Raw genomic sequence first — 21,152 nt, forward strand, 5'->3', positions numbered from 1 at the left:
CCGGAGTCAATAGGCCGCGGCGCGGCGCGCAACGACCACCAGGTACTCCCACTCCATCCCCGACTCCTCGGCCAGCGCGTAGTCGCCGAGTTCGGCCAGCGCCGCGTCCAACTCTGCCACCTGGTCGGGGTGATCCGCGATGCCGCGGTAGGCGACGATCGTCGGCCCGTAGTTGGCCTTGAAATAGTCACGGAACGCGGCGCCGTCGGCGAACCGGTCCACGGCCAGCGCGTGCCGCTCGGTGATCAGGTCGTCGACGTCGCCGTTGAGCAGGGCCACGACGTGGCCCTCACTGCCCCACAGCGGCGGCGGCGAGACGCCGGCCGGTGGCGCGGGCACGTACGGCCGCATCGCCGCGAACATCCGGCCGACGAATCCCTCCGGGGTCCAGCTGAGCACCGCGATGGTGCCTCCGGGCCTGCACACCCGGGCCAGTTCGGCGGCCGCCCGCTGGTGGTGCGGTGCGAACATCACCCCGATGCAGGACATCACAATGTCGAACTCACCGTCGGCGAACGGCAACGCCTCGGCGTTGGCGGCCTTCCAGGTCAGCTCCAAACCCTGTGCCGCCGCGCGCTGTTCGCCGCTCTCGAGCAGCTCCGGCACCAGGTCGGTGGCCGTGACGTCGGCGCCGGCCGCCGCAGCGGCGAGCGCCGCGTTGCCGGTGCCGGCGGCCACGTCGAGCACCCGCATGCCCGGTCCGATCCGGGCCGCGGAGACCAACGCCTGGCCCAGCGGCGCCACCACTTCGGCCGCGATGGTCGGGTAGTCCCCCAGCCCCCACAGCCGACGATGCTTGTCTTCCAGTTCGCGGTCACCGACCGCGGATCTCGGTGTGTTCACACCGTCCCCCACCCGTCGCCCTAAGGCGGCATCACCTCAATAAATGTGGATGCTCCCGGACGTCGTCACCGGCGCCGGTCGCAGATCCGGCTACTTTCGTTTGGCGCAACCCGCCGCCACATTGCCGCAATGCGCCTCAGCTCGACACTTGTCGCAGCCGCATCGGCACCCATCATTGGAGAAGGGGCGGGGACCCTCACGATCGCGCTTTCGCCGTGACATGATCACTTGTCATCTCCTTTGCTCGGCTGATGTGGAGCTTAGCCCTCAAATCTGCTTCACCTGCGGAAATCGACGTCAAATCCAGGACAGCCTCACCGGTTGCGGAGCGCGGCGCGGGCGAAGCGCCAGAAGTAGCGGGGGGTGCCGGCCAGCGAGGGCCGGGCGGGCCAGTCGTCGGCGCGGAAGTAGGCGTCGGACCCACCGTCGACAAAAATCACGCTGCCGCACAAGAAGTCCGCGGCGTCGGACAACATGAACACCATCCAGTCGCCGAGTTGGTCCGGCGCCCCGAAACCGCCCACGGGCACGGGGAACGCCCGGATGGCCTTGGCCTCCTTGGGAGTGGCCAGCTGCTTCTGCAGCAGCGGCGTCATGATCGCCCCGGGCGCCAACGCGTTGAGCCGGACCCCCGCACCGGCCCAGTCCGGCGTCACGGCCCGACGGCGCACCCACCGCGACACCGCGATCTTCGATCCACCGTAGGCGATCGACGGCGCCTCGGCCCCGAAAAGGCGCACCGCGCGGACCGCGCGCTCGGCGTCCCCGGCCAGCAGGGCGCGTACCGCCCGCCGCGGAACGAGCGGGATGGTGGTCGTCGAGTTGCTCGAGATCACCACGACCTTCGCCGAAGGCCCGCCGTCGGCGGCCCGCGCCAGAGCCGGCCGCCACGCCTCCAGCAGGTCGACCACCCCGAAGTAGTTGACCTGGAAGATGGTCCGGGCGCGCCCGGGCCCGGGCGTCGGCCCCACCCCGGCCGCGAGTACCGCGCCGTCGAGGCGGTCACCGGCGGCGGCAAGCACCTCCTGGGCCGCGGCAGCCCGGCCCGCCGGGGTGGACAGGTCCGCCACCACCTCGGCGTCGGCGAGGTCCACCCCGATAACGGTGTGTCCGGCCGCGCGCAGCTTCAGCGCGGCCTGCTGCCCCATTCCCGACGCACTGCCGGTCACGGCGTAACTACCCATCCTCTTCCTCCCGTAGGTCGTCTAGCGCACGACGACGGTGCTCGGCTCCCGTGGTTCGCCCAGCATTTCCCGGTGTGACGGCGGGCGCCGCCCGTCCTGATCGGTGAGGCCGTACTGTTGCGCCAACTCGGCCCCGATGACGGTGTGCCCGCTCAACTCCGCCAGCCCCGGGTCCCGATATATCGCGTCGATCAGATGCCCGGTGAACTCCGGGGTTTCGGCGTGTTCGGCGAACTTCGCCAGGGCGGCGGGGTCCGCGGCGAAAGCACCGCGCAGCTTCTCGGTGAGCAGGATCCCCATCCAGATGGACACCGTGCACACCCCGGTCCCGGCGAAGTCGACGGCCATGTCGGCGGCCAGCTTGTCGATGCCGGCCTTCTGGGCCCCGTAGGCGGGGCCGTGCATGTAGCAGACCGAACCCGGCGACGAGGTGAAGGCGATCAGCCCGCGTCCCCGGCGCACCAACAGCGGCGCGGCGTGCCAGGCGGCAACGTATGCCGACCGCAGACCGACGTCGAGCACGTCGGCCAGCGCAAGGGGTTTCTCCCAGAACGGCTTGGGGCTCACCAGTTCATCGGCGATGGCCGCCGCGTTGTTGACCAACAGATCCAACCCGCCGGCCTCGGCGTCCACCCGCTCGAACAGCGCACCCACGGCGGTGTCGTCGCGGTGATCCAGGGCCACGGCCACGCCACCGGGCGGGGCCTCGGCGATGGTGCGGCCCGTGCCGTACACCCGCCAACCGCGGGCGGCGAGCGCGGCGGCGATGCCCCGTCCGGCGCCCCGACTGGCTCCCGTCACCACGGCGACCGGCGCGGCCTCGGTCATCGCCTCACCGCGCGGGTTCGGCCGCGAACGTGGCAAGGATGGCCTCGACCGGTGAGCGCCAGCTGATTCCCAACTCGCGCCGGGTCGCACTGTCGTCCATCGGTATCGCCGCGGTGATCAGCGCGGCGGCCTCCTGGCTGAACCCGCTGCCCAGCGGCAGCACCGAGGCCATCAGGTCGGAGAGCCGGCCGATACCCCGAAACATGGCCGGAGTCATCGGGATTCGGCGGACCTTGCGGCCGCAGCCGCGCTCGACCGCGGCGATCATCTGATCGAAGCTGAGCATCTCACCGCCGCACAGGTAACGCTTGGGACCGTTGCCGGCCCGCATCAACCGCTCGTGGACGACGGCCACGTCGCGGACGTCGATCATCTGCATCCCGGCGTCGCCCACCTTGGGCGCAACCCGGTACCGCACGATCGTTTCCCAGCCCTGCTCGGTGATGCCGGGCGGGGTGTGCAACGCCGGACCGACGACGCTCGAGGGGTAGGTCACCACCACCGGAGCGCCATCGGCCTGCAGTTCGCGCGCCACCCGATCGGCATACGATTTGGTGCGCGCATAGGCCGACTTGCCCGCGGCGGTCGGCGAATCGGGGGTGATCACCGGCCCCGGGGGCGGGAACAACGCGCTGTAGCTGGACACCAGCACAATCGGGTCGAGGTTCAACTCGACGCCGCGGCGCATGATCCGCTCGCTGGCATAGGCGTTGATGTCCCACATCAGCGCCTCGCGGCTGTCGTCGGTGCCCACCACGCCGGCACCGTGCAGCACGGCGTCGCAACCGTCGAGCAGTTCGGCGACCACGTCGCCGGTGCGCAGGTCCCCGCGCAGCAATTCCAGGGTTCCCGTGGCGCGCAACCGCTCCAGCAGTTCGTCGTTGGACCACTGCGGCTCCACCAGCAGCCTGACGCTGTGTCCGGCGGCCAGCAGTTCCGCCACAATGTGGGCGCCGACGTAGCCGGTCCCGCCCGTTACCGCGATGTGCATCGTCGGTACCCTACCGCGCGCAGGCGACGGGTCCGGCGGCTATACCCACCAGGTGGACAGCGCTTCCAGATGTCGGCGGCAGCGGTGTCTGGCCATGCTGTCGTCGCCCTCGCGGATGGCCTCGACGATCCGCCCGTGGGCGCGGTACATCTCGGCGGCGTCGTCGGGCCCCGGCATCGGCCGCATGGTGGGTGTCCAGTGCCGGCCGAACAGTTCGACGATGATGCGCAGGAAGATTTCGAGGATCCGGTTGCCGGCCAGTTCGGCCAGTTCGGCATGGAATTCGAGGTCGGTCCAACCGGCGGCGTGGGCGTCGCCCGCCGCCACCCCCTCGGCCGGGACCTCGTGGCGGCGCGCCAGGAAGGCGGCCACCTCGGGCTCGGCGCGGCGGGCCACCACCGCGGCCACGTTGTCGACCTCGATGGCCTCCCGGACCAGACCCAGGTCCGCGCGGCTGGGACGGCGGTAGTCGAGGTAGAGCGCGATGGTGTCGACGGCGGCCTCCGGCTGGGGTTCGGTGACGATCAGTCCGCCGCCGGGTCCGCGCCGCATCCGGGCCACGGTGTGGTACTCCAGCAGCCGAACCGCTTCGCGCAGTACCGATCTGGACACTCCGTAGCGCTGCAGCAGGTCGCCCTCGCCGCCGAACACCGTTCCGGTGCGCCAGCCGTCGGCGGCGATGTCCTCGTGGATCGCGGCGGCCACCAACTCCGCACGCTTGCCCCGGACCGGCGGGGATTCGGCGATCCGCCGGCCGGCCGTCCGGGGCTGGTCACGCAACCACTCGGTGACGGCGCGGACGTGCTGCTCGGTCAGCGTCCGGGCGCGAGTGACGTCGCCGGCGGTCACGGCGTCGACGATCGCCGCGTGGTCGGCCCGCAGGCCACGGCGCGCGTCGGCGGTCGGCGGCCCCGTGCCGCGCGCGTACCGGGCCGTCAGCCGTGTGAGGATCTCCACGAACAACGCCAGCACCGGGTTTCCGGCCGCCTCGGCCAGCGCGAGGTGCAGGTCACCGCGTTCGGGCTGGTCGGCCGTCGCGGCGAGCGCGGCTCGCAGCGCGGCGATCTCGGGCTCGTCGACCCGCTCGGCCGCCAGTCCGCAGGCCAACGGCTCCAGCAGCAGCCGGGCAGCGAACAGCTCATCGACGGTCGTGCCGACGTACTCCAGGTAGATGACCATCGCCCGGGTCGCCGGGGCCGCGTCGGGCGTGGTGACGATCAGTCCACCGCCCGGCCCGCGCCGCATCCGCGCCACCTGGTGGTGCTCGATCAGCCGCACCGCCTCGCGCAGCACCGATCGGCTGACGCCGTACTGCTCTTGCAGCTGCGGCTCGGAACCCAATGACTCACCAAGCGGCCAGTTTCGGCGGATGATCTCGGCCTCGAGGAGCCGCGCGAGCCGGGCTGCGCGGCGTCCTGCTGCGGGGCCGGCGTCCAGCACCTACTTGATCAGCGGATCGCGTGGCATGCCCAGGATCCGCTCGGCGATCTGGTTCCGCGTCACCTCGGAAGTTCCGCCGGCGATGGCCATTCCGCGCGCGCCCATGGCCAGCTGCGCCACCAGCGCGGTCGGCCCGTCGGCCAGCGCCAGGTCGGCCCCGGTCAACGCGCCCGCGATGCCCGCGTACTCGCCCATGTGTTCGGCGAGCTTGAGCTTGGTGATGTTGCCCTCGGGACCGGGTCCGGCGCCCTCGATGCTGCGGACGGCGCGCCGCAGATTGAGCAACCGGATCGCGTGGTCCTCGGTCAGGTAGGTGCCGGCCCGAACCTTGGCCCCGGCCAAGCGATCTCCGTACTCCTTGACCATCGGGATCACCGTCTCGGGCTTGATGCCGGCCACACCGGCGCCGCCGCCGATGCTCACCCGCTCATTGCCCAGCGTCGCGCGCGCCACGGTCCAGCCGGTGTTGGGTTCGCCCACCACATCCTCGTCGGGGACGAAGACGTCGTTGAAGAACACCTCGTTGAACTCCGAGCCGCCGGTGATCATCCGCAGCGGCCGGACCTCGACGCCGGGGGCCTTCATGTCGATGATCACCGTGGTGATGCCGGCGTGCTTGGGCACGTCAGGATCGGTGCGCACGGTGGCCAGGCCGCGACGGCAGTAATGTGCCCCGCTGGTCCACACCTTCTGGCCGTTGATCTTCCACCCACCGTCGACGCGGACCGCCCGGGTCTTCACCGCCGCCGCATCCGAGCCGGCGTCCGGTTCGGAGAACAGCTGGCACCAGATCTCGTCGCGGCGCAGCGCCTTTTCGACGAATCGTTCGATCTGCGAAGGGGTTCCGTGCTGGATGAGCGTCAGGATCACCCAGCCGGTGATGCCGTAGTCCGGGGCCTTGACGCCGGCGGCCCGGAACTCCTCGTCGATCACCAGCTGCTCGATGGCGTCGGCGGCCCGGCCCCACGGCTTAGGCCAGTGCGGCATCACGTATCCGGTGGCGATCAGCCGGTCCAACCGCGCGTCCTCGTCGAGCTCGGCGAGTTCGGCGGCGTCCGTACGGACGCTCACCCGCAACTCCTCGGCCTCGGGCGGCAGGTCGAGGCTGTTGGCGCGGCGCACCCCGTCGGCGGTCAGGTCGAAGACGTCGCCGGCCGGCCCGTCGCCGCCCAGCACCGCCCGCAGCGTCATTGCGCGCCGCAGGTGCAGGTGCGCGTCGTGCTCCCAGGTGAAGCCGATGCCGCCGTGCACCTGGATGTTCAGTTCGGCGTTGCGCACGTAGGCGGCCAGCGCCGAGACCGCCGCGGCGGCGGCCATCAGGGCGAACTCCTGATCGGAATCCTGTTGGGCGCGAGCGGCATCCCAGACCAGCGCCACCGCCGACTCAGCGCCGACGGCCATGTTGGCGCAATGATGCTTGACGGCCTGGAAGGTGGCGATGGTGCGGCCGAACTGCTGGCGGACCTTGGCGTATTCCACCGCCGCATCCACGCAGTCGCCCGCGCCGCCCACCGCTTCGGCCGCGAACAGGGCGCGCGCATGCGCCAGCGCGCAGGAGCGGGCCCCGGTGAGGATGTCCTGGGAGCCCACCGCGACGTCCTCGAGGCGGACGCGCCCGGACCGGCGGGTGGGGTCGAGGTTGTCGGGCACCTCCACGGTGACCCCGGCGCGGTCGCGCTCCACGATCACCACGTCGTCGCCGCTGACGAGCAGCAGCAGGTCGGCCAGTCCGGCGCCGAGCACGACGCCGGCGCTGCCGTTGGCCCGGTCGCCCTCGACGCTCACCGCGCCGCCCACGCCGACCGCGGCCGTGACCGAGCCGTCGATCAGGCCCGGCAGCAGGCGGGCCTTCTGGTCGGCGCTGCCGGTGCGGTCGATCACCGCCGACGCCACGACGGTCGGGACGAACGGCCCCGGGGCGATGGCGCGACCGAGTTCCTCGATGACGACCACGAGTTCGGGCAGGCCGAAGCCGGATCCGCCGTGTTCCTCATCGATGTGCAGGCCCAGCCAGCCCAGCTCGGCCAGCTCGGACCAGAACGGCGGGCGCGCCTCGTCGGCGGCATCCAGCAGTTCCCGGGCCGCGGCCCGGGCCTTCTGCGCGCTGAGGAACCCGCGGGCAACCCCGGCGAGCTCTCGATGGTCGTCGGTCAACGCAATGCCCACGGGTTCTCCTCAGCGTCAGGGTTTTGAGTGCACTCTATTCTGCGGCGGAGGCTACTTGGGGGCGAACCGCTGACCCGCGTCCAGCCGCAGGCACTGCCCGTTGAGCATCGGGTTCTCGACGATCGCCGTGACCAGCTTGCCGTACTCCTCGGGGCGGCCCAGCCGCTTCGGGAACGCCGCGTCCTTGGTCAAGGCGGTGGCGAACTCGTCCGGGATGCCCTTGGTCAGGCCGGTCGCGAACAGGCTGGGCGCGATCGCCAGCACGCGCACGCCCACCGAGCCGAGGTCACGTGCCATGGTCAGGCACATGCCGGCGATGCCGGCCTTGGCGGCGGTGTAGGCCACCTGCCCGATCTGGCCCTCGAAGGCCGCGATCGAGGCGGTGTTGATGATGACGCCGCGCTCCTCGTCCTCGGGCTCGTTCTTGGCCATGTGCTCGGCGGCGAGCCGGCTGATGTTGAACGTCGCGATGAGGTTCAGGTCGATGGTCTTGCGGAAGGTGTCCAGGCTGTGGACGCCCTTCTTGCCCAGCGTCCGCTCGCCCACGCCGCCACCCGCGGTGGTGACGATGACGTGCAGGCCGCCGAGGTCGCCGACGGCCGCGGCCAGCGCGGTCTCGGTGCCCTCGAAGTCGGTGACGTCCACCGGGTAGAACTTGCCGCCGAGCTCCTGGGCGACGTCCTTGCCGTCGGAGCCCTCGCGGTCCAGGATCGCCACGTCGGCGCCCTTGGCCTCGAGCAGCTCCGCCGAGGCGCGTCCCATCCCCGATGCGCCGCCGACGACGATGGCCTTCTTGCCGTTGATCTCCATGCATTGCCTCCTAAAAAGCCTGGTTTCGTTACAAAGTTAGCGACCCGTGTCACGGTACGGCACGCGGGGTCGACAATTGAGTGTCCGGATCTCGCGGACCTCCTCGGGTGTCGGTCCGCTGTGCGACGGTGGACCGATGCGATTGATCGATGTCGCGACCGCGTCGGCCGAGGTCGGCGCCTCGTCGTCCCGGTCGGCGAAGATCGCCCGGATCGCCGAGTTGTTGTCGGCCGGGGCCCGCGGACCGGACCCGGATGCCGCGGCCCGCGAGGTCGCCACCGTCGTCGCGTGGCTGTCCGGCGATCTGCCGCAGCGGCAGATCGGGGTCGGCTGGGCCGCGCTGCGGTCCCTGCCGGAACCCGCGGTCGAACCCACCCACACCGTCGCCGGCGTCGACTCGGCGTTCACCGAGATCGGCGCCCTCGCCGGGAAAGGGTCGGCGGCGTGCCGAGCCACGCAGGTGGCGGCCCTGTTCGCCGCGGCCACCGAGGTCGAGCAACAGTTCCTCCGGCGGCTGCTCTCCGGTGAGCTGCGCCAGGGCGCGCTCGGCGGCGTCATGGCCGACGCGGTGGCCAAGGCCGCCGAGGTACCGCCGGCCACGGTCCGCCGCGCCGCGATGCTGGCCGGCAACCTGCCTGCGGTCGCGGCGGCGGCGCTGACCGGTGGCGTGGCCGCGGTGGCCGAGTTCGGCCTCTGGGTGGGCCGGCCGGTGTCACCGATGCTGGCCCAGACCGCCACGGGAGTCGACGACGCGCTCGAACGCCTCGGCGGCGCAGCGATTTTCGAGGCCAAGCTGGACGGCGCGCGGGTCCAGATCCATCGCGAGGGCGACGCGGTCAGCGTCTACACCCGCAGCCTCGACGACGTCACCGCGCGGTTGCCCGAGGTGGTGGCGGCCACCCTGGCGCTGCCGGTGCACACGCTGATCGCCGACGGCGAGGCCATCGCCTTGCGCCCCGACGGCCGGCCCCACCGCTTCCAGGTCACCGCGTCGCGCTTCGGGCGCCGCACCGACGCCGCGACCGCGGCTGCCGCACAGCATCTTTCGGTGTTCTTCTTCGACCTGCTGCACGTCGACGGCGCCGACCTGATCGACGCGCCGACCACGCAGCGCCTGGCGGCCCTGGACGCATTGGTACCCGAGGCGCAGCGGGTGGACCGGATGGACACCTCGGATCCCGCGGCCGCACGGGCCTTTCTCGCGACGACTCTGGCCGCGGGACACGAAGGGGTGATGGCCAAGTCGCCCGCCGCGCCGTACGAGGCCGGTCGTCGCGGTTCGGGGTGGCTGAAGGTCAAGCCCGTACACACCCTCGACCTGGTGGTGCTCGCCGTGGAATGGGGCTCGGGACGGCGCACCGGCAAGCTCTCCAACATCCATCTGGGTGCCCGCGAACCGGCCGGCGGCGGATTCGTGATGCTCGGCAAGACGTTCAAAGGGATGACCGACGCCATGCTGGAGTGGCAGACCGCGCGGTTCCTCGAACTGGCCGACGGTCCCACGGACGGGTACGTGGTGCGGTTGCGCCCCGAGCAGGTGGTGGAGATCGCCTTCGACGGTGTGCAGAAGTCCAGTCGTTACCCCGCCGGCATGGCCTTGCGCTTCGCGCGGGTGCTGCGGTACCGCGAGGACAAGTCCCCCGCCGAGGCCGACACCGTCGAGGCGGTGCGGGCGATCTTCGACACCTGACTCGAATGCTCCCCACAGCTGCCCCAGGATGACAAGATCACGGCACGCGTCAACGTAGATCGTCGGAAGGCTCATTACCGTGCCAAGCCCTGCCGCCGCGCCCTCGGAACGCATCGAGGAGACCGTCGGCGATATCACCTACATCCGCACCGAGAAGGACCTGCCTCCGGTCGCGATCATCGACCGCTCCCCCATCACCACCAAACACAAGCTGATCTTCGCGTCCGTCGCCGTCCTGGGCGCCGTGGCGTGGGCGATGATCGCATTCCTGCGCGGGGAGACCGTCAACGCGGTCTGGTTCGTGATCGCGGCCATCTGCACCTACGTGCTCGGCTATCGCTTCTACGCCCGGTTGATCGAGTTGAAGATCGTCAGGCCGAAGGATCACGACGCCACCCCGGCCGAGATCTTCGAGAACGGCACCGATTACATGCCGACCGACCGGCGGGTGCTGTTCGGACACCACTTCGCCGCGATCGCCGGCGCCGGGCCGTTGGTGGGTCCGGTGCTCGCCACCCAGATGGGCTTCCTGCCCGGGGCCATCTGGATCATCATCGGCGCCGTGGTCGCCGGCTGTGTGCAGGACTACCTGGTCCTGAGCATCTCGACGCGCCGTCGCGGCCGGTCGCTGGGACAGATGGCACGCGACGAACTCGGCACCGTGGGCGGCATCGCCGCGATCGTGGGCGTCCTGATCATCATGGTCATCCTGCTCGCGGTGCTCGCCCTGGTGGTGGTTAACGCCCTGGCTGAAAGCCCGTGGGGTGTCTTCTCCATCGCGATGACCATTCCGATCGCCATCTTCATGGGCCTCTACCTGCGTTTCCTGCGGCCCGGCCGGGTCTCGGAAGTCTCGATCATCGGTGTGGCGCTGTTGCTGCTGGCGGTCGCCTCCGGCGGCTGGGTGGCCGAAACCTCCTGGGGTGCAGACTGGTTCACCCTGTCCAAGGTGACGTTGTCGTGGTGCCTGATCATCTACGGGCTGGCGGCCTCGATCCTGCCGGTGTGGTTCCTGCTGGCCCCGCGCGATTACCTGTCGACGTTCATGAAGGTCGGCACCATCGCCTTGCTGGCGGTGGGCATCCTGCTGGCCCGGCCCATCATGGAGGCGCCGGCCATCTCCCAATTCGCCACTCGCGGTGACGGTCCGGTGTTCGCCGGTGCGCTGTTCCCGTTCCTGTTCATCACCATCGCCTGCGGCGCGCTGTCGGGTTTCCATTCGCTGATCGCCTCCGGCACCACGCCGAAGCTGCTGGAGAAGGAAAGCCAGATGCGGTTGATCGGCTATGGCGGCATGATCACCGAATCGTTCGTGGCGATCATGGCGCTGATCACCGCGGCGATCCTCAACCAGCACCTCTACTTCGTGATGAACGCACCCGTGGCGGCCACCGGGGGTACCGCGGAAACCGCCGCGGACTACGTCAACAACCTCGGACTGTCCGGGCAACCGATCAGTCCCGCCGAGATCGATGCCGCCGCCGAGAGTGTCGGGGAGGCCTCGATCATCTCCCGCACCGGCGGTGCACCCACCCTGGCGTTCGGCATGGCCGAGGTACTGCAGGTGTTCGGCGGCGCGAACCTCAAGGCGTTCTGGTACCACTTCGCGATCATGTTCGAGGCGCTGTTCATCCTGACCACGGTCGACGCCGGCACCCGGGTGGCCCGGTTCATGCTGTCCGACGGCCTGGGCAACCTCGGCGGACCGATGCGCAAGCTGCGCGATCCCAGCTGGCGGGTGGGCGCCTGGACGTGCAGTGTGATCGTGGTCGCGGCGTGGGGGTCCATCCTGCTCATGGGCGTCACCGATCCGCTGGGCGGCATCAACACCCTGTTCCCGCTGTTCGGCATCGCCAATCAGCTGCTGGCCGCCATCGCGTTGACTCTCGTCACCGTGGTGGTGATCAAGAAGGGCCACCTGAAGTGGGCGTGGATCCCGGGGATACCCCTGTTGTGGGATCTCATCGTCACGATGACCGCGTCCTGGCAGAAGATCTTCTCCGGTGACCCCAAAGTCGGCTATTGGACCCAACATTCGCAGTATGTGGCGGCCAAGGCGGCCGGCGAGACCAGTTTCGGGGCCGCCAAGACCCCCGACGAGATCGACGCGGTGATCCGCAACACCTTCATCCAGGGCACCTTCTCCATCGCGTTCGCGGTGCTGGTGCTCATCGTGGTCATCGCCGGCGTGGTGGTCTCGCTGCAGTCCATCCGGGGCCGCGGCCAGCCGCTGACCGAGGACGATCCGGTGCCGTCGCGCATCTTCGCGCCCGCCGGCATGATTCCCACCGCGGCCGAGAAGGAGGTGCAGCAACAGTGGGACGCCTTACCGACGCCGTCCGCCAGTTCCGTTGGTACTGGGCAACACTGATGGGCGACAACCACTACCAGCGGTACGTGGAGCACCGTCGGCGCAAGCATCCGGACCAGCCCGTGTGCTCCGAACGCGAATACTGGCGGATGCGGCACGCCGCCAGCGACGCGAACCCGGGCGCGCGCTGCTGCTGAGCCGATGACCCGCGCCGGGGCCGTCCCACCGAGCACCGTCGGGTACCCGCTGGCCACCTACCGCTACATCCGGCTGGCACTGGTGGCCGTCGTGGCCGGCCTGCTCGCCTCGATCGCGCTGACCGCCGTCGGGCACAACTGCTGGCAGACCTCCATCAGCGCGTTCTACTTCACGGTCAGCCACGCGGTTTTCGTCGGCGCGCTGTGCGCGGCCGGGGTCTGCCTGATCGCCTACAAAGGTCTCACCCGACCCGAGGACATCCTGTTGAACTTCGCGGGATTCCTAGCGTTCGTCGTGGCCCTGGTCCCGACGCGCAGTCCGGTCCACAACCCCAAGGACCCCACGGCCAGTTGTGGGCTGTGGCTGCCCACCGATCAGGACGCCACCGCCGCAGTGGCCAACAACATGACCGCGCTGCTGGTCGGCGCGGGCGTCGGCATCGTGGTCTATCTCGGTGTCAGAGCCATCGCCGGACCCGCGCCGAGTTCCGATCTCGCGCACGAGGCGGGCCCGGCCGACACGAATCGTCTGCCCGCCGGCCGGCTCGCGGCGGCGGCGGACTTCGTGCTCAAGTGGATTCAGGTCCTGGCCCCGCTGGGCACCGCCGCGACGCTCGGCGCCGGGTTGCTGTGGTTCCTGTTCGACCGCGAATCCTTCCTTGCCGATGCGCACTCGGCGGCAGCCATCGCCATGTTCAGCGGCATCATCGCCGTGGTGGTCTTGTACGCCGCTTATTCGGCTCAGCACTTCTGCCACTGCCGGGGCCGCGGCCGATTCGCTGTGGCTTACATCACGATTGCCGCGGTGATGACCGCCACCTTGATTGTCGTCGGCGTCCTGCACGTGCATCTGCGGACCTGGAATCACGGCATCTTGGCCCTGGAAGTGGCGCTGATCGTGGAGTTTGCCGTGTTCTGGCTGCTGCAGACCCTCGATTCCTGGAACGGCACATATCGCCCGGTGGTGCCCCGGGTCCCGATGCCTACCGCTGCCGGGCGCGCGCCCGCGTCGCCGCCGGGGTGAAGCGTGCGTTATGCTGGTCCCAACGCCGACGCGCAGTATCCGTCGGTACGTCGTGAAATCTTCTGGGAACTCACCGCATCTCGGTGAGCAGCACCGCCCACACGAACAGTTCTCGCGGCGATCGATTTTGCCCACCGGCAATCTCGCCACCCTGACTGCCATCTGACGGCGACCGCCGCACGCGATGACAGCAATGCCTGAAAGGCAACACCCTCTGTGACGAACGAACCCTGTTTTGCCGGCCTCGGCGTGCCCGCCGGTCTGGTCAAGACGCTTGCCGCGCAAGGCATTAGCGCCCCCTTCCCGATCCAGACCAAGACCCTTCCGGACTCGCTGGCCGGCCGTGACGTGCTGGGCCGCGGCAAGACCGGCAGCGGCAAGACGCTGGCGTTCAGCCTGCCGTTGGCCACCCGACTGACCGCGGGACGACGCCGGGCGGCCGCGCCGTCCGGGCTGGTCTTGGCCCCCACCCGGGAGCTGGCAACCCAGATCACCGCGACGCTGCAGCCGTTGGCCCAGGCCGCGGGCCTGTCCGTCACCACCATCTTCGGTGGCGTGTCGCAGTCGCGACAGGTCAGCGCCCTGCGCGCCGGCGTCGACATCGTGGTGGCCTGCCCCGGCCGGCTCGAAGATCTGATGCGGCAGGGCGAGATCAGCCTGAAGACAGTCGAGATCACCGTCATCGACGAGGCCGACCACATGGCCGACCTGGGTTTCCTGCCCGGCGTCACCCGCATCCTGTCGGCCACCCCGGCCGGCGGCCAACGCCTGCTGTTCTCCGCCACGTTGGACAACGGGGTCGACAAGCTGGTGAACAAGTTCCTGCGCGAGCCGGTTCTGCATTCCGTCGACGAGGCCAACTCCCCGGTCGCGGCGATGACCCACCACGTATTCCACGTCGGTGGCACCGACGAGAAGAGGAAGCTGGTGCAGTACCTCGCGTCGGGCACCGGCCGCCGAATCCTGTTCCTGCGCACCAAACATCAGGCCCGCAAGTTGGCCAAGCAGCTCACCGAGGCCGGCGTGCCGTCGGTGGACCTGCACGGCAACCTGTCCCAGCCGGCCCGCGACCGCAACCTGGCCGCATTCTCCAGCGGCGCGGCCCGGGTGTTGGTGGCCACCGACATCGCGGCGCGCGGAGTGCACGTCGACGACGTCGAACTGGTCGTGCATGTGGACCCCCCGATGGAACACAAGGCTTACCTGCACCGCTCGGGCCGTACCGCCCGCGCCGGCAACGCCGGCGACGTGGTGACGGTGGTCCTGCCCGAGCAGCGTCGCGACACCCGGTCGCTGTTGCAGAAGGCCGGTATTCGCGTCGAGCCGCAACTGGTGTCGGCCGATTCCGCCGCGGTGCGCGACCTCGTCGGCGAGATCGCCCCGTATCAGCGTCCCGCCCCGGTGGCCGCGCCCGCGGCTGCCCCGAACGGGTCCAAGCCGAGACGGCGCTCCGGCGGCGGTGCCAATGGGGGCCGCGGCGGGTCGCGCTCGGGCCATCAGGCGCCGGCCGCCGGCGGTGGTGGCCGCGGATCCCGTGGGGGTCGGGGCCGTCGCCCGCAGCGGGCCGCCTCGGCCTGACGGACAGTTCGGCGGGCCGACGACGGCGCTGCATTGCGTCGCCCTCGGCCCGACGGACGGGCTTTAGCGGAGGCCGCCCCGGCGCACCCGCAGCCTGCGAGCGGCCCATGTCACGCACATCCGGCCCGGTAGATACAGCTCGATCTGGCTCATTGCTCAGCCTCCTTTCGCTGCGAGATCCAGGCTAGGGCGACTTCCGCCCAATTTCTACTCGACTTACGTCTTTATCAGACTTAAGTGGGCGGTAAGCGGATCCTTGCCGGTTCGAACTTTGCTTGTTTCAATACAAAGATGCCGGCCCTCAGGCGCAACTCTGCCGCGCGCTCGGTCAGCGCCGGAGAAGTCTTCGCGCTGATCCGCGAGGGCGTGACGGCCACCCGCGCCGAGGTTCGTGAGGCGACCGGGCTGTCACGCACGGCGGTCGCGGCCCGCATCGCAGCGCTCGAAGGGCTCGGTCTGGTGACCGAACACGAAGAGGGCGCGTCGACCGGCGGTCGGCCGCCGACTCTGCTGCGCTTCGACGCCGCCGCCGGCGTCGTGCTGGCGGTCGCCATCGGACGCAGTCGTACCTGCCTGGCGGTCGCCGATCTGGCCGGGTCCATCCAGGCGCATCAGGAGGTGGACCTGGACGGCCGCGCGGGGCCCGAGGACCTGATGCCGCAACTGGTCAAGCGACTCGAGGCCCTCGTCGCCGAGTCCGGACACGACCTCACCGACATCCGCGGCGTGGGCCTGAGCCTGCCCGGGGCGGTGGACCAGACCCGCGGCGCCATCCTGAACTCCCCGATCATGAGCGGTTGGGACGGAGTCGAACTGGCACCGTTCTTCGCCGGCCTCACCGCCGCGCCGGTGCTCGTCGACAACGACGCCAACGTCATGGCGCTGGCTGAATGGCGCGGCCACCACCGTGGCATCGATGACCTGCTGATGCTCAAGCTCTCCACCGGCCTGGGCGCCGGCATCATCGCCGGCGGCGCGCTGCGCCGCGGTGCGGTGGGCGCCGCCGGTGAGTTCGGGCACAACAAAATCCCGGCGGCCCAAGGGCTTTTGTGCCGCTGCGGAGACACCGGCTGTCTGGAGGCGATCGCGGGCGGCTGGACCCTGGTGCGCGCACTGCAGGAGCACGGACACCCGGTCGGGCACATTCGCGACGTCGTGGAGCTGGCCAACCGTGGCGAGCCGGAGGCGCGCCGCCTGCTGCGCGACAGCGGCCGGCACATCGGCGATGCGGTCGCCGCGGCGGTGAACCTGCTCAATCCCGCCGTCGTGGTGGTGGGCGGCGATATGGCGCGTGCGTACGACTTTCTGGTGGCGGGCCTGCGGGAGACCCTGTACGGCGCCGCCACCGCTCTGGCCACCCGCGCGCTGCAGGTGGTCCCCACCTCCTACGGCGAAAGCAGCGCGGTCTTGGGTTCGGCCGCGCTGATCCTGCACCGCATCCTGTCCGCCGACGCCGTCGACGCGGCGCTGGCGCACCGTCGCTGACCAGCCTTTGCCCCCGGGGATGGACCGGAACCGACCCGTCTGGCAAGATTTGATCAAATATCGAAAATGCCCGTGATGCCGAGCTTGAGGACGACGTATGGACTTGGAGTGGTCGGAGAAGGACCGCGCGTTTCGCGATGAGGTGCGCGCGTTCCTCGATGAGAAGCTGACCCCGGATCTGCGCGAAGCGGGCCGCTTGATGACCAGCGTGTACGCCGACCACGAGGCCAGCATGGCCTGGCAGGCGATCCTGCACGAGCGGGGTTGGGCCGCCCCGGCCTGGCCGGTCGAACACGGCGGCTGCGACTGGACGCTGACCCAGCACTACATCTTCAGCCGCGAATCGCAGCTCGCCGGTGCGCCGTCGCTGTCGCCGATGGGCATCAAGATGGTGGCCCACGCCATCATCCGGTTCGGCACCGAGGAACAGAAGGCGTTCTTCCTGCCGCGGATCCTCACCGGTGAGGTCTTCTTCTGTCAGGGCTATTCGGAACCGGAATCCGGCAGCGACCTCGCCTCCCTGCAGATGGCGGCGGTGTCCGACGGTGATGACCTGGTGCTCACCGGCAGCAAGATCTGGACCACCCACGCCACCGAGGCCAACTGGATGTTCGCCCTGGTGCGGACGTCGCGCCTGGAACGCAAGCAACAGGGCATCACCTTCGTGCTGCTGGAGATGGACACCCCCGGCGTCGAGGTGCACCCGCTGGTGATGACCTCCGGCGAGGAGGTGCAAAGCCAGGTGTTCTTCGACGGCGTGCGCGTGCCGAAGGCCAACGTGCTCGGCCAGATCGACGACGGTTGGACCGTCGCGAAGTATCTGCTGGAGTTCGAGCGCGGCGGCGGCGCGACCGCCCCGGCGTTGCAGGTGATGGCGGAGGAAATCGCCACCGCCGCAACACATCAGCCCGGCCCGGACGGCGGTCCGCTGATCGAGGACCCGGCGTTCGCCCGCAAGCTGGCCGACGTCCGCATCCGCACCGAGGTGCTCGAGATCCTGGAGTTCCGGACCCTGGCCGTGGTCGCCGAGGGCGGCAATCCGGGACCCGCGTCCTCCATGCTCAAGGTGATCTCCACCGAGTTGAGCCAGGCCATCACCGAATTGGCGCTCGAGGCCGCGGGCCCGCGCGGCCGGGTCTACCAGCCGCACGCCACCCGGCCGGGCGGACCGGTGACCGAGTACGAGCCGCCGGCCGACGGTTACGTCAGCGGGCAGCCCTGGCAGGCGGTGGCGCCGCTGCGGTACTTCAACGACCGGGCCGGCTCGATCTACGCCGGCAGCAACGAGATTCAACGAAACATCCTCGCCAAAGCGGCGCTCGGGCTCTAGGGAAACTGGTCATGGAATTCAACCTCAGCAAGGAACAGGAACTGCTGCGCGACGGGCTCGCGAAGTTTCTCGACACCCGCTACGAGCTGGCGGCCAGCCGCAGCGCGGCCAAGACCGGCGCCGGCTGGCAGCCCGAGATCTGGCGATCGTTCGCCGAGGAACTGGGCATCCTGGGCGCCACCTTCGACGAGTCGGTCGGCGGCATCGGCGGTGGCGCCGAAGAGATGATGGTCATCACCGAGGAGCTGGGCCGAGCCCTGGTGGTCGAGCCCTACGTCAGCACCGTGGTGGTCGGCGGCGGTCTGCTGACGCGCGCCGACACCGCCGCGGCGCGCGCGGTGCTCGAGCAGATCGTCGAGGGCACGGCCGTCGTCGCGCTCGCCAACCTCGACACCACCGGGCCGGCGACCGCCGAATCCGGCGGCGACGGTTGGGTTCTCACGGGCGCGAAGTCGGTGGTGCTGGACGCGCCACTGGCCACCCATCTGCTGATCACCGCCGACACCGCCGAGGCCACGTCGCTGTTCCTTGTCGAGTTCGACGCCTCGGCCCCGCCGGCCGGCCTGACCGTGCACGCCTACCGGACCATCGACGATCGCCAGGCCGCAGACCTGGCATTCGACGGCCTGCGCCTGCCCGCCGACGCGATGCTGTGCGTGGCCGAGCCGTCCCTGGCGCGCGCGCTGGACGAGGGCGCGGCCGCGGTCGCGTCCGAGGCGGTGGGCTGCATGCGAAAGGTGTTGGCGGACACCGTCGAATACTGCAAGCAGCGCCAGCAGTTCGGCCAGCCGATCGGCAGCTTCCAGGTACTGCAGCACCGGATGGTCGACATGTACATGGAACTCGAGCAGGCCGTGGCGGCGGTCTATCTGGCGGTGCTGAACCTCGACGCCGAACCGGCGACCCGGGCCCGCGCCGTCTCGGCCGCCAAGGCGACCGTCGGGCGCGCCGCCCGGTTCATCGGACAGAACGCGGTCCAGTTGCACGGCGGCATGGGAATGACCGAGGAACTGGCCATCGGCCACTACTTCAAGCGCCTCACCGCCGTGCAGTACGAGTTCGGCACCACCGACTACCACCTGGGCCGGTACGCACAGCTGTCGAAGTAGCGCCTACTAGAGGTTGAACCGGCCCGCGAACCCGCGCAGCGGAAGGTCCGCACTGGTGAGCAGTCCCGGCGGTGCGGCCACCACCCGCTCCAGCGAGTTCAGGGCCGGCAACCCGGTGACGGTCATGCCGATCGAGGCGAACGCCGTCGGGTCACCAAGGTCCACACCGGGTTTCGGGAAGATCATGTGCTTGTTGTAGACGCACGGGTCCCCGGCGATCTTGGTGATGTAGCAGCCCTTGATGTCCCAGTGCGGGTCGGTGAACGGCGTCATCTGCCATTCCAGGTGGGTCTCGATGCGGGGCACCCCGTCGACCATGCCCTGGTATTTGATGTAATTGCCGCCCAGTGAACCCTTGGGCAGCTGATACCAGCCGAGGTCGACATCCTTGGTGCAGGCGCCCAACTCGGCGCTGAAGACCACCTCGTCGAGTTCGAGTTCGAAGCAGTCGGCCATCATCAGCACGCTGTCGGCGAAGACTCGGGTGTACTTCTCCAGCATGCCCGGGATCTCCGGGTCGTCGACCGGTCGGCCATAGCCCACCTCGATCCAGGTGTCCCGGGAATGGTGGCAGGACACGTCGACGGACTCGATGGTGGTGACGTTCTCGATGTCGGCGACGTCGGCCGAACACACCACGCCCAGAATCTGATTGACCCCGGGATTCATGCCGGTGCCGTAGAACGTGGCCCCGCCCTTGGCGCACGCCTCGGCCAGCAGCGTGCTGACCGGCTTGCCCGACGGGTGCGGGTGGTTGGTGTCGCGGTGCCAGCCGGTGATCCAGTCGGCTGTCGTGACGATGTTGATCCCCGCCTCGAGGACTCGCACGTAGAGGTCCTCGTCGGGAAAGACGCCGTGGAAGGTGAGCACGTCGGGCTTGGCGGCGATGATCTCCTCCACCGTCCCGGTGGCACGCACCCCGACGGGTCCGATCCCGGCCAGTTCGCCCACGTCGCGGCCGATCTTGTCCGGCGTATAGCAGTGCACACCGATCAGGTCGATGTCCGGGCGGTTCTGGATGCGCTTGATCATCTCGGTGCCGACGTTGCCGGTGGCGACCTGGAAGACCCTGATGGGGCGGTGGGACATCGTGACTGCCTTTCTAGGTGCGGCCGGCCAGCTCGGCGGCACTGCCACCGCGCCCGTCGGGATAGAACTGTTTGGCCCAGTTGCGGATGGCGGTGAAGCCCTGATATTCCGAATTGGCCAGCGCGGGCGGATCGGAGTACCGCTGATGCGCCCAGATGTGGATGTCCTGGCTGAACTGCCGGATCACCTCGTGGCCGAACTCGGCGGCCTTGGCCGCGGCGCGTTCGGGGTCGCGGGTGGCCGAATCCCCTTGCGGGCGGCCGATGTACACCATGAACCGCACATCGGAGGTGAACTCGTCGACGGGGGTGATCGCGGAGATGGTGCGGTTGTCGATCATCCCCCAGCTCTTGGTGACCGCGATGCCCAGCCCGCCGTTGATGGCCTCGACGCCGCTGTTGACGTCCTCGATCTTCTGCCCGTCGTCACCCTCGAAGGTGATGGTGAAGTCGACGAAGGACACCGGCGCCTCGAAGTCATGCCGGGTGAACACCGGCACGATCGGCGTCTGGTGCACGTACTTGAAGTGTGCGAAGTCCACGCCGTTCTCCAGCACGTACTGCGGGTGCATCTCCAGGCCCCGGCGGAACAGGCGCTGCTGCGGGTAGTAGTCGGCCGCGGCGCTGCCGTCGTCGAAGGCCGCAAACACGTCGGGCGCCTCGAAATACGGTTCGCGGCCCTCGATGTCGTGCCAGATGTAGACCGATTCGTTGCGTTCGACCACCGGGTAGACCTTGATGCGCCGGCCGCGATTGGGGCGGTCCTCGTAGGGGATACACACGTTGCGGCCCTGTTGGCTCCACTGCCAGCCGTGAAACGGGCACTGCAGCACCTCCCCGACCACCGTTCCGCCGTAACCCAGGTGGGCCCCCAGATGCTCGCAGTAGGCGTTCATCACGGTCAGCTGCCCAGACTCCGCGCGCCAGGCGATCATCTCCTGGTCGAAGTACTTCATCGGATGCACCGCGCCCACGGCGATCTCGTCCGACCATGCGACCTGGAACCACCCAGTGGGTTTCATCGACAACGGTGGCTTGGCCATCGGCCAAATGATAGTGGGAGCGATCACAAAATAGT

General features: G+C 69.6%; 17 protein-coding genes. 8 read left to right on the forward strand and 9 right to left on the reverse strand.

The genetic code is table 11. The annotated features are described in order from the left end of the window. Window positions 1–6 precede the first annotated feature (6 nt). The 7 genes from R2K23_RS15670 to R2K23_RS15700 all read right to left on the reverse strand — a co-directional run bounded on the left by R2K23_RS15670 (window position 7) and on the right by R2K23_RS15700 (window position 8,262). On the reverse strand, window positions 7–843 hold the full coding sequence (locus tag R2K23_RS15670; RefSeq protein WP_316510494.1) for a class I SAM-dependent methyltransferase: 837 nt from the start codon (window positions 841–843) through the stop codon (window positions 7–9). A 314-nt stretch (window positions 844–1,157) separates the two neighbouring features. Then, window positions 1,158–2,027, reverse strand: a complete 870-nt coding sequence (locus R2K23_RS15675) for an SDR family oxidoreductase (protein WP_316510495.1) — start codon at window positions 2,025–2,027, stop codon at window positions 1,158–1,160. A 21-nt stretch (window positions 2,028–2,048) separates the two neighbouring features. Further along, the gene (locus R2K23_RS15680; protein ID WP_316510496.1) at window positions 2,049–2,855 is read right to left on the reverse strand and encodes an SDR family NAD(P)-dependent oxidoreductase; all 807 of its coding nucleotides are present in this window, start codon (window positions 2,853–2,855) and stop codon (window positions 2,049–2,051) included. Between the two features lie 4 nt (window positions 2,856–2,859). Next, window positions 2,860–3,846, reverse strand: a complete 987-nt coding sequence (locus R2K23_RS15685) for an NAD-dependent epimerase/dehydratase family protein (protein ID WP_316510497.1) — start codon at window positions 3,844–3,846, stop codon at window positions 2,860–2,862. Window positions 3,847–3,885: 39 nt separating this feature from the next. Continuing rightward, the gene (locus R2K23_RS15690; protein WP_396893611.1) at window positions 3,886–5,283 is read right to left on the reverse strand and encodes a FadR/GntR family transcriptional regulator; all 1,398 of its coding nucleotides are present in this window, start codon (window positions 5,281–5,283) and stop codon (window positions 3,886–3,888) included. Between the two features lie 3 nt (window positions 5,284–5,286). Then, window positions 5,287–7,452 carry an acyl-CoA dehydrogenase gene (locus R2K23_RS15695; protein ID WP_316510499.1) on the reverse strand — a complete coding sequence of 722 codons (2,166 nt, stop codon included), beginning with the start codon at window positions 7,450–7,452 and terminating at the stop codon, window positions 5,287–5,289. A gap of 51 nt (window positions 7,453–7,503) precedes the next feature. Next, window positions 7,504–8,262, reverse strand: coding sequence for an SDR family NAD(P)-dependent oxidoreductase (locus R2K23_RS15700; protein ID WP_316510500.1), 759 nt, complete (start codon window positions 8,260–8,262; stop codon window positions 7,504–7,506). A 136-nt stretch (window positions 8,263–8,398) separates the two neighbouring features. Here R2K23_RS15700 and R2K23_RS15705 point away from each other — a divergent pair, with 136 nt between their 5' ends. From R2K23_RS15705 to R2K23_RS15740, 8 genes are all read left to right on the forward strand, one after another. Further along, a complete protein-coding gene (locus R2K23_RS15705) occupies window positions 8,399–9,952 on the forward strand; it encodes an ATP-dependent DNA ligase (RefSeq protein ID WP_316510501.1) in 1,554 nt (517 codons plus the stop codon). Between the two features lie 79 nt (window positions 9,953–10,031). Continuing rightward, the gene (locus tag R2K23_RS15710) at window positions 10,032–12,323 is read left to right on the forward strand and encodes a carbon starvation CstA family protein (RefSeq protein ID WP_316510502.1); all 2,292 of its coding nucleotides are present in this window, start codon (window positions 10,032–10,034) and stop codon (window positions 12,321–12,323) included. Next, the gene (locus R2K23_RS15715) at window positions 12,269–12,460 is read left to right on the forward strand and encodes a YbdD/YjiX family protein (RefSeq protein WP_396892130.1); all 192 of its coding nucleotides are present in this window, start codon (window positions 12,269–12,271) and stop codon (window positions 12,458–12,460) included. Before R2K23_RS15710 ends, R2K23_RS15715 begins: the two co-directional genes overlap by 55 nt. A gap of 4 nt (window positions 12,461–12,464) precedes the next feature. Then, entirely contained in the window at window positions 12,465–13,484 is a 1,020-nt protein-coding gene (locus R2K23_RS15720; RefSeq protein WP_316510504.1) for a diphosphate--fructose-6-phosphate 1-phosphotransferase, read from the forward strand. Between the two features lie 216 nt (window positions 13,485–13,700). Then, a complete protein-coding gene (locus R2K23_RS15725) occupies window positions 13,701–15,062 on the forward strand; it encodes a DEAD/DEAH box helicase (RefSeq protein WP_316510505.1) in 1,362 nt (453 codons plus the stop codon). Window positions 15,063–15,353: 291 nt separating this feature from the next. Next, a complete protein-coding gene (locus tag R2K23_RS15730) occupies window positions 15,354–16,547 on the forward strand; it encodes an ROK family transcriptional regulator (protein WP_316510506.1) in 1,194 nt (397 codons plus the stop codon). 97 nt (window positions 16,548–16,644) lie between these two features. Then, window positions 16,645–17,877: an acyl-CoA dehydrogenase family protein gene (locus R2K23_RS15735; protein ID WP_316510507.1), complete on the forward strand. Its 1,233-nt coding sequence runs from the start codon at window positions 16,645–16,647 to the stop codon at window positions 17,875–17,877. Between the two features lie 11 nt (window positions 17,878–17,888). Further along, window positions 17,889–18,986, forward strand: a complete 1,098-nt coding sequence (locus R2K23_RS15740; protein WP_316510508.1) for an acyl-CoA dehydrogenase family protein — start codon at window positions 17,889–17,891, stop codon at window positions 18,984–18,986. A 6-nt stretch (window positions 18,987–18,992) separates the two neighbouring features. Here the strand turns inward: R2K23_RS15740 and R2K23_RS15745 are convergent, their stop codons facing one another. Continuing rightward, a complete protein-coding gene (locus R2K23_RS15745; protein WP_316510509.1) occupies window positions 18,993–20,075 on the reverse strand; it encodes an NAD(P)H-dependent amine dehydrogenase family protein in 1,083 nt (360 codons plus the stop codon). Window positions 20,076–20,088: 13 nt separating this feature from the next. Next, a complete protein-coding gene (locus tag R2K23_RS15750; RefSeq protein ID WP_316510510.1) occupies window positions 20,089–21,117 on the reverse strand; it encodes a Rieske 2Fe-2S domain-containing protein in 1,029 nt (342 codons plus the stop codon). Between the last annotated feature and the right edge of the window lie 35 nt (window positions 21,118–21,152).

It is taken from the genome of Mycolicibacterium sp. MU0050 (genome assembly GCF_963378085.1).
In the GTDB taxonomy this organism is placed as follows: domain Bacteria; phylum Actinomycetota; class Actinomycetes; order Mycobacteriales; family Mycobacteriaceae; genus Mycobacterium; species Mycobacterium wendilense.

Excerpts from the sequence above, each read along its gene's own strand:
- R2K23_RS15675 (WP_316510495.1), bottom strand. The coding sequence starts at position 2,027 with ATGGGTAGTTACGCCGTGACCGGCAGTGCGTCGGGAATGGGGCAGCAG.
- R2K23_RS15680 (WP_316510496.1), bottom strand. The coding sequence starts at position 2,855 with ATGACCGAGGCCGCGCCGGTCGCCGTGGTGACGGGAGCCAGTCGGGGC.
- R2K23_RS15685 (WP_316510497.1), bottom strand. The coding sequence starts at position 3,846 with ATGCACATCGCGGTAACGGGCGGGACCGGCTACGTCGGCGCCCACATT.
- R2K23_RS15700 (WP_316510500.1), bottom strand. The coding sequence starts at position 8,262 with ATGGAGATCAACGGCAAGAAGGCCATCGTCGTCGGCGGCGCATCGGGG.
- R2K23_RS15705 (WP_316510501.1), top strand. The coding sequence starts at position 8,399 with ATGCGATTGATCGATGTCGCGACCGCGTCGGCCGAGGTCGGCGCCTCG.
- R2K23_RS15720 (WP_316510504.1), top strand. The coding sequence starts at position 12,465 with ATGACCCGCGCCGGGGCCGTCCCACCGAGCACCGTCGGGTACCCGCTG.
- R2K23_RS15730 (WP_316510506.1), top strand. The coding sequence starts at position 15,354 with ATGCCGGCCCTCAGGCGCAACTCTGCCGCGCGCTCGGTCAGCGCCGGA.
- R2K23_RS15735 (WP_316510507.1), top strand. The coding sequence starts at position 16,645 with ATGGACTTGGAGTGGTCGGAGAAGGACCGCGCGTTTCGCGATGAGGTG.
- R2K23_RS15740 (WP_316510508.1), top strand. The coding sequence starts at position 17,889 with ATGGAATTCAACCTCAGCAAGGAACAGGAACTGCTGCGCGACGGGCTC.
- R2K23_RS15745 (WP_316510509.1), bottom strand. The coding sequence starts at position 20,075 with ATGTCCCACCGCCCCATCAGGGTCTTCCAGGTCGCCACCGGCAACGTC.
- R2K23_RS15750 (WP_316510510.1), bottom strand. The coding sequence starts at position 21,117 with ATGGCCAAGCCACCGTTGTCGATGAAACCCACTGGGTGGTTCCAGGTC.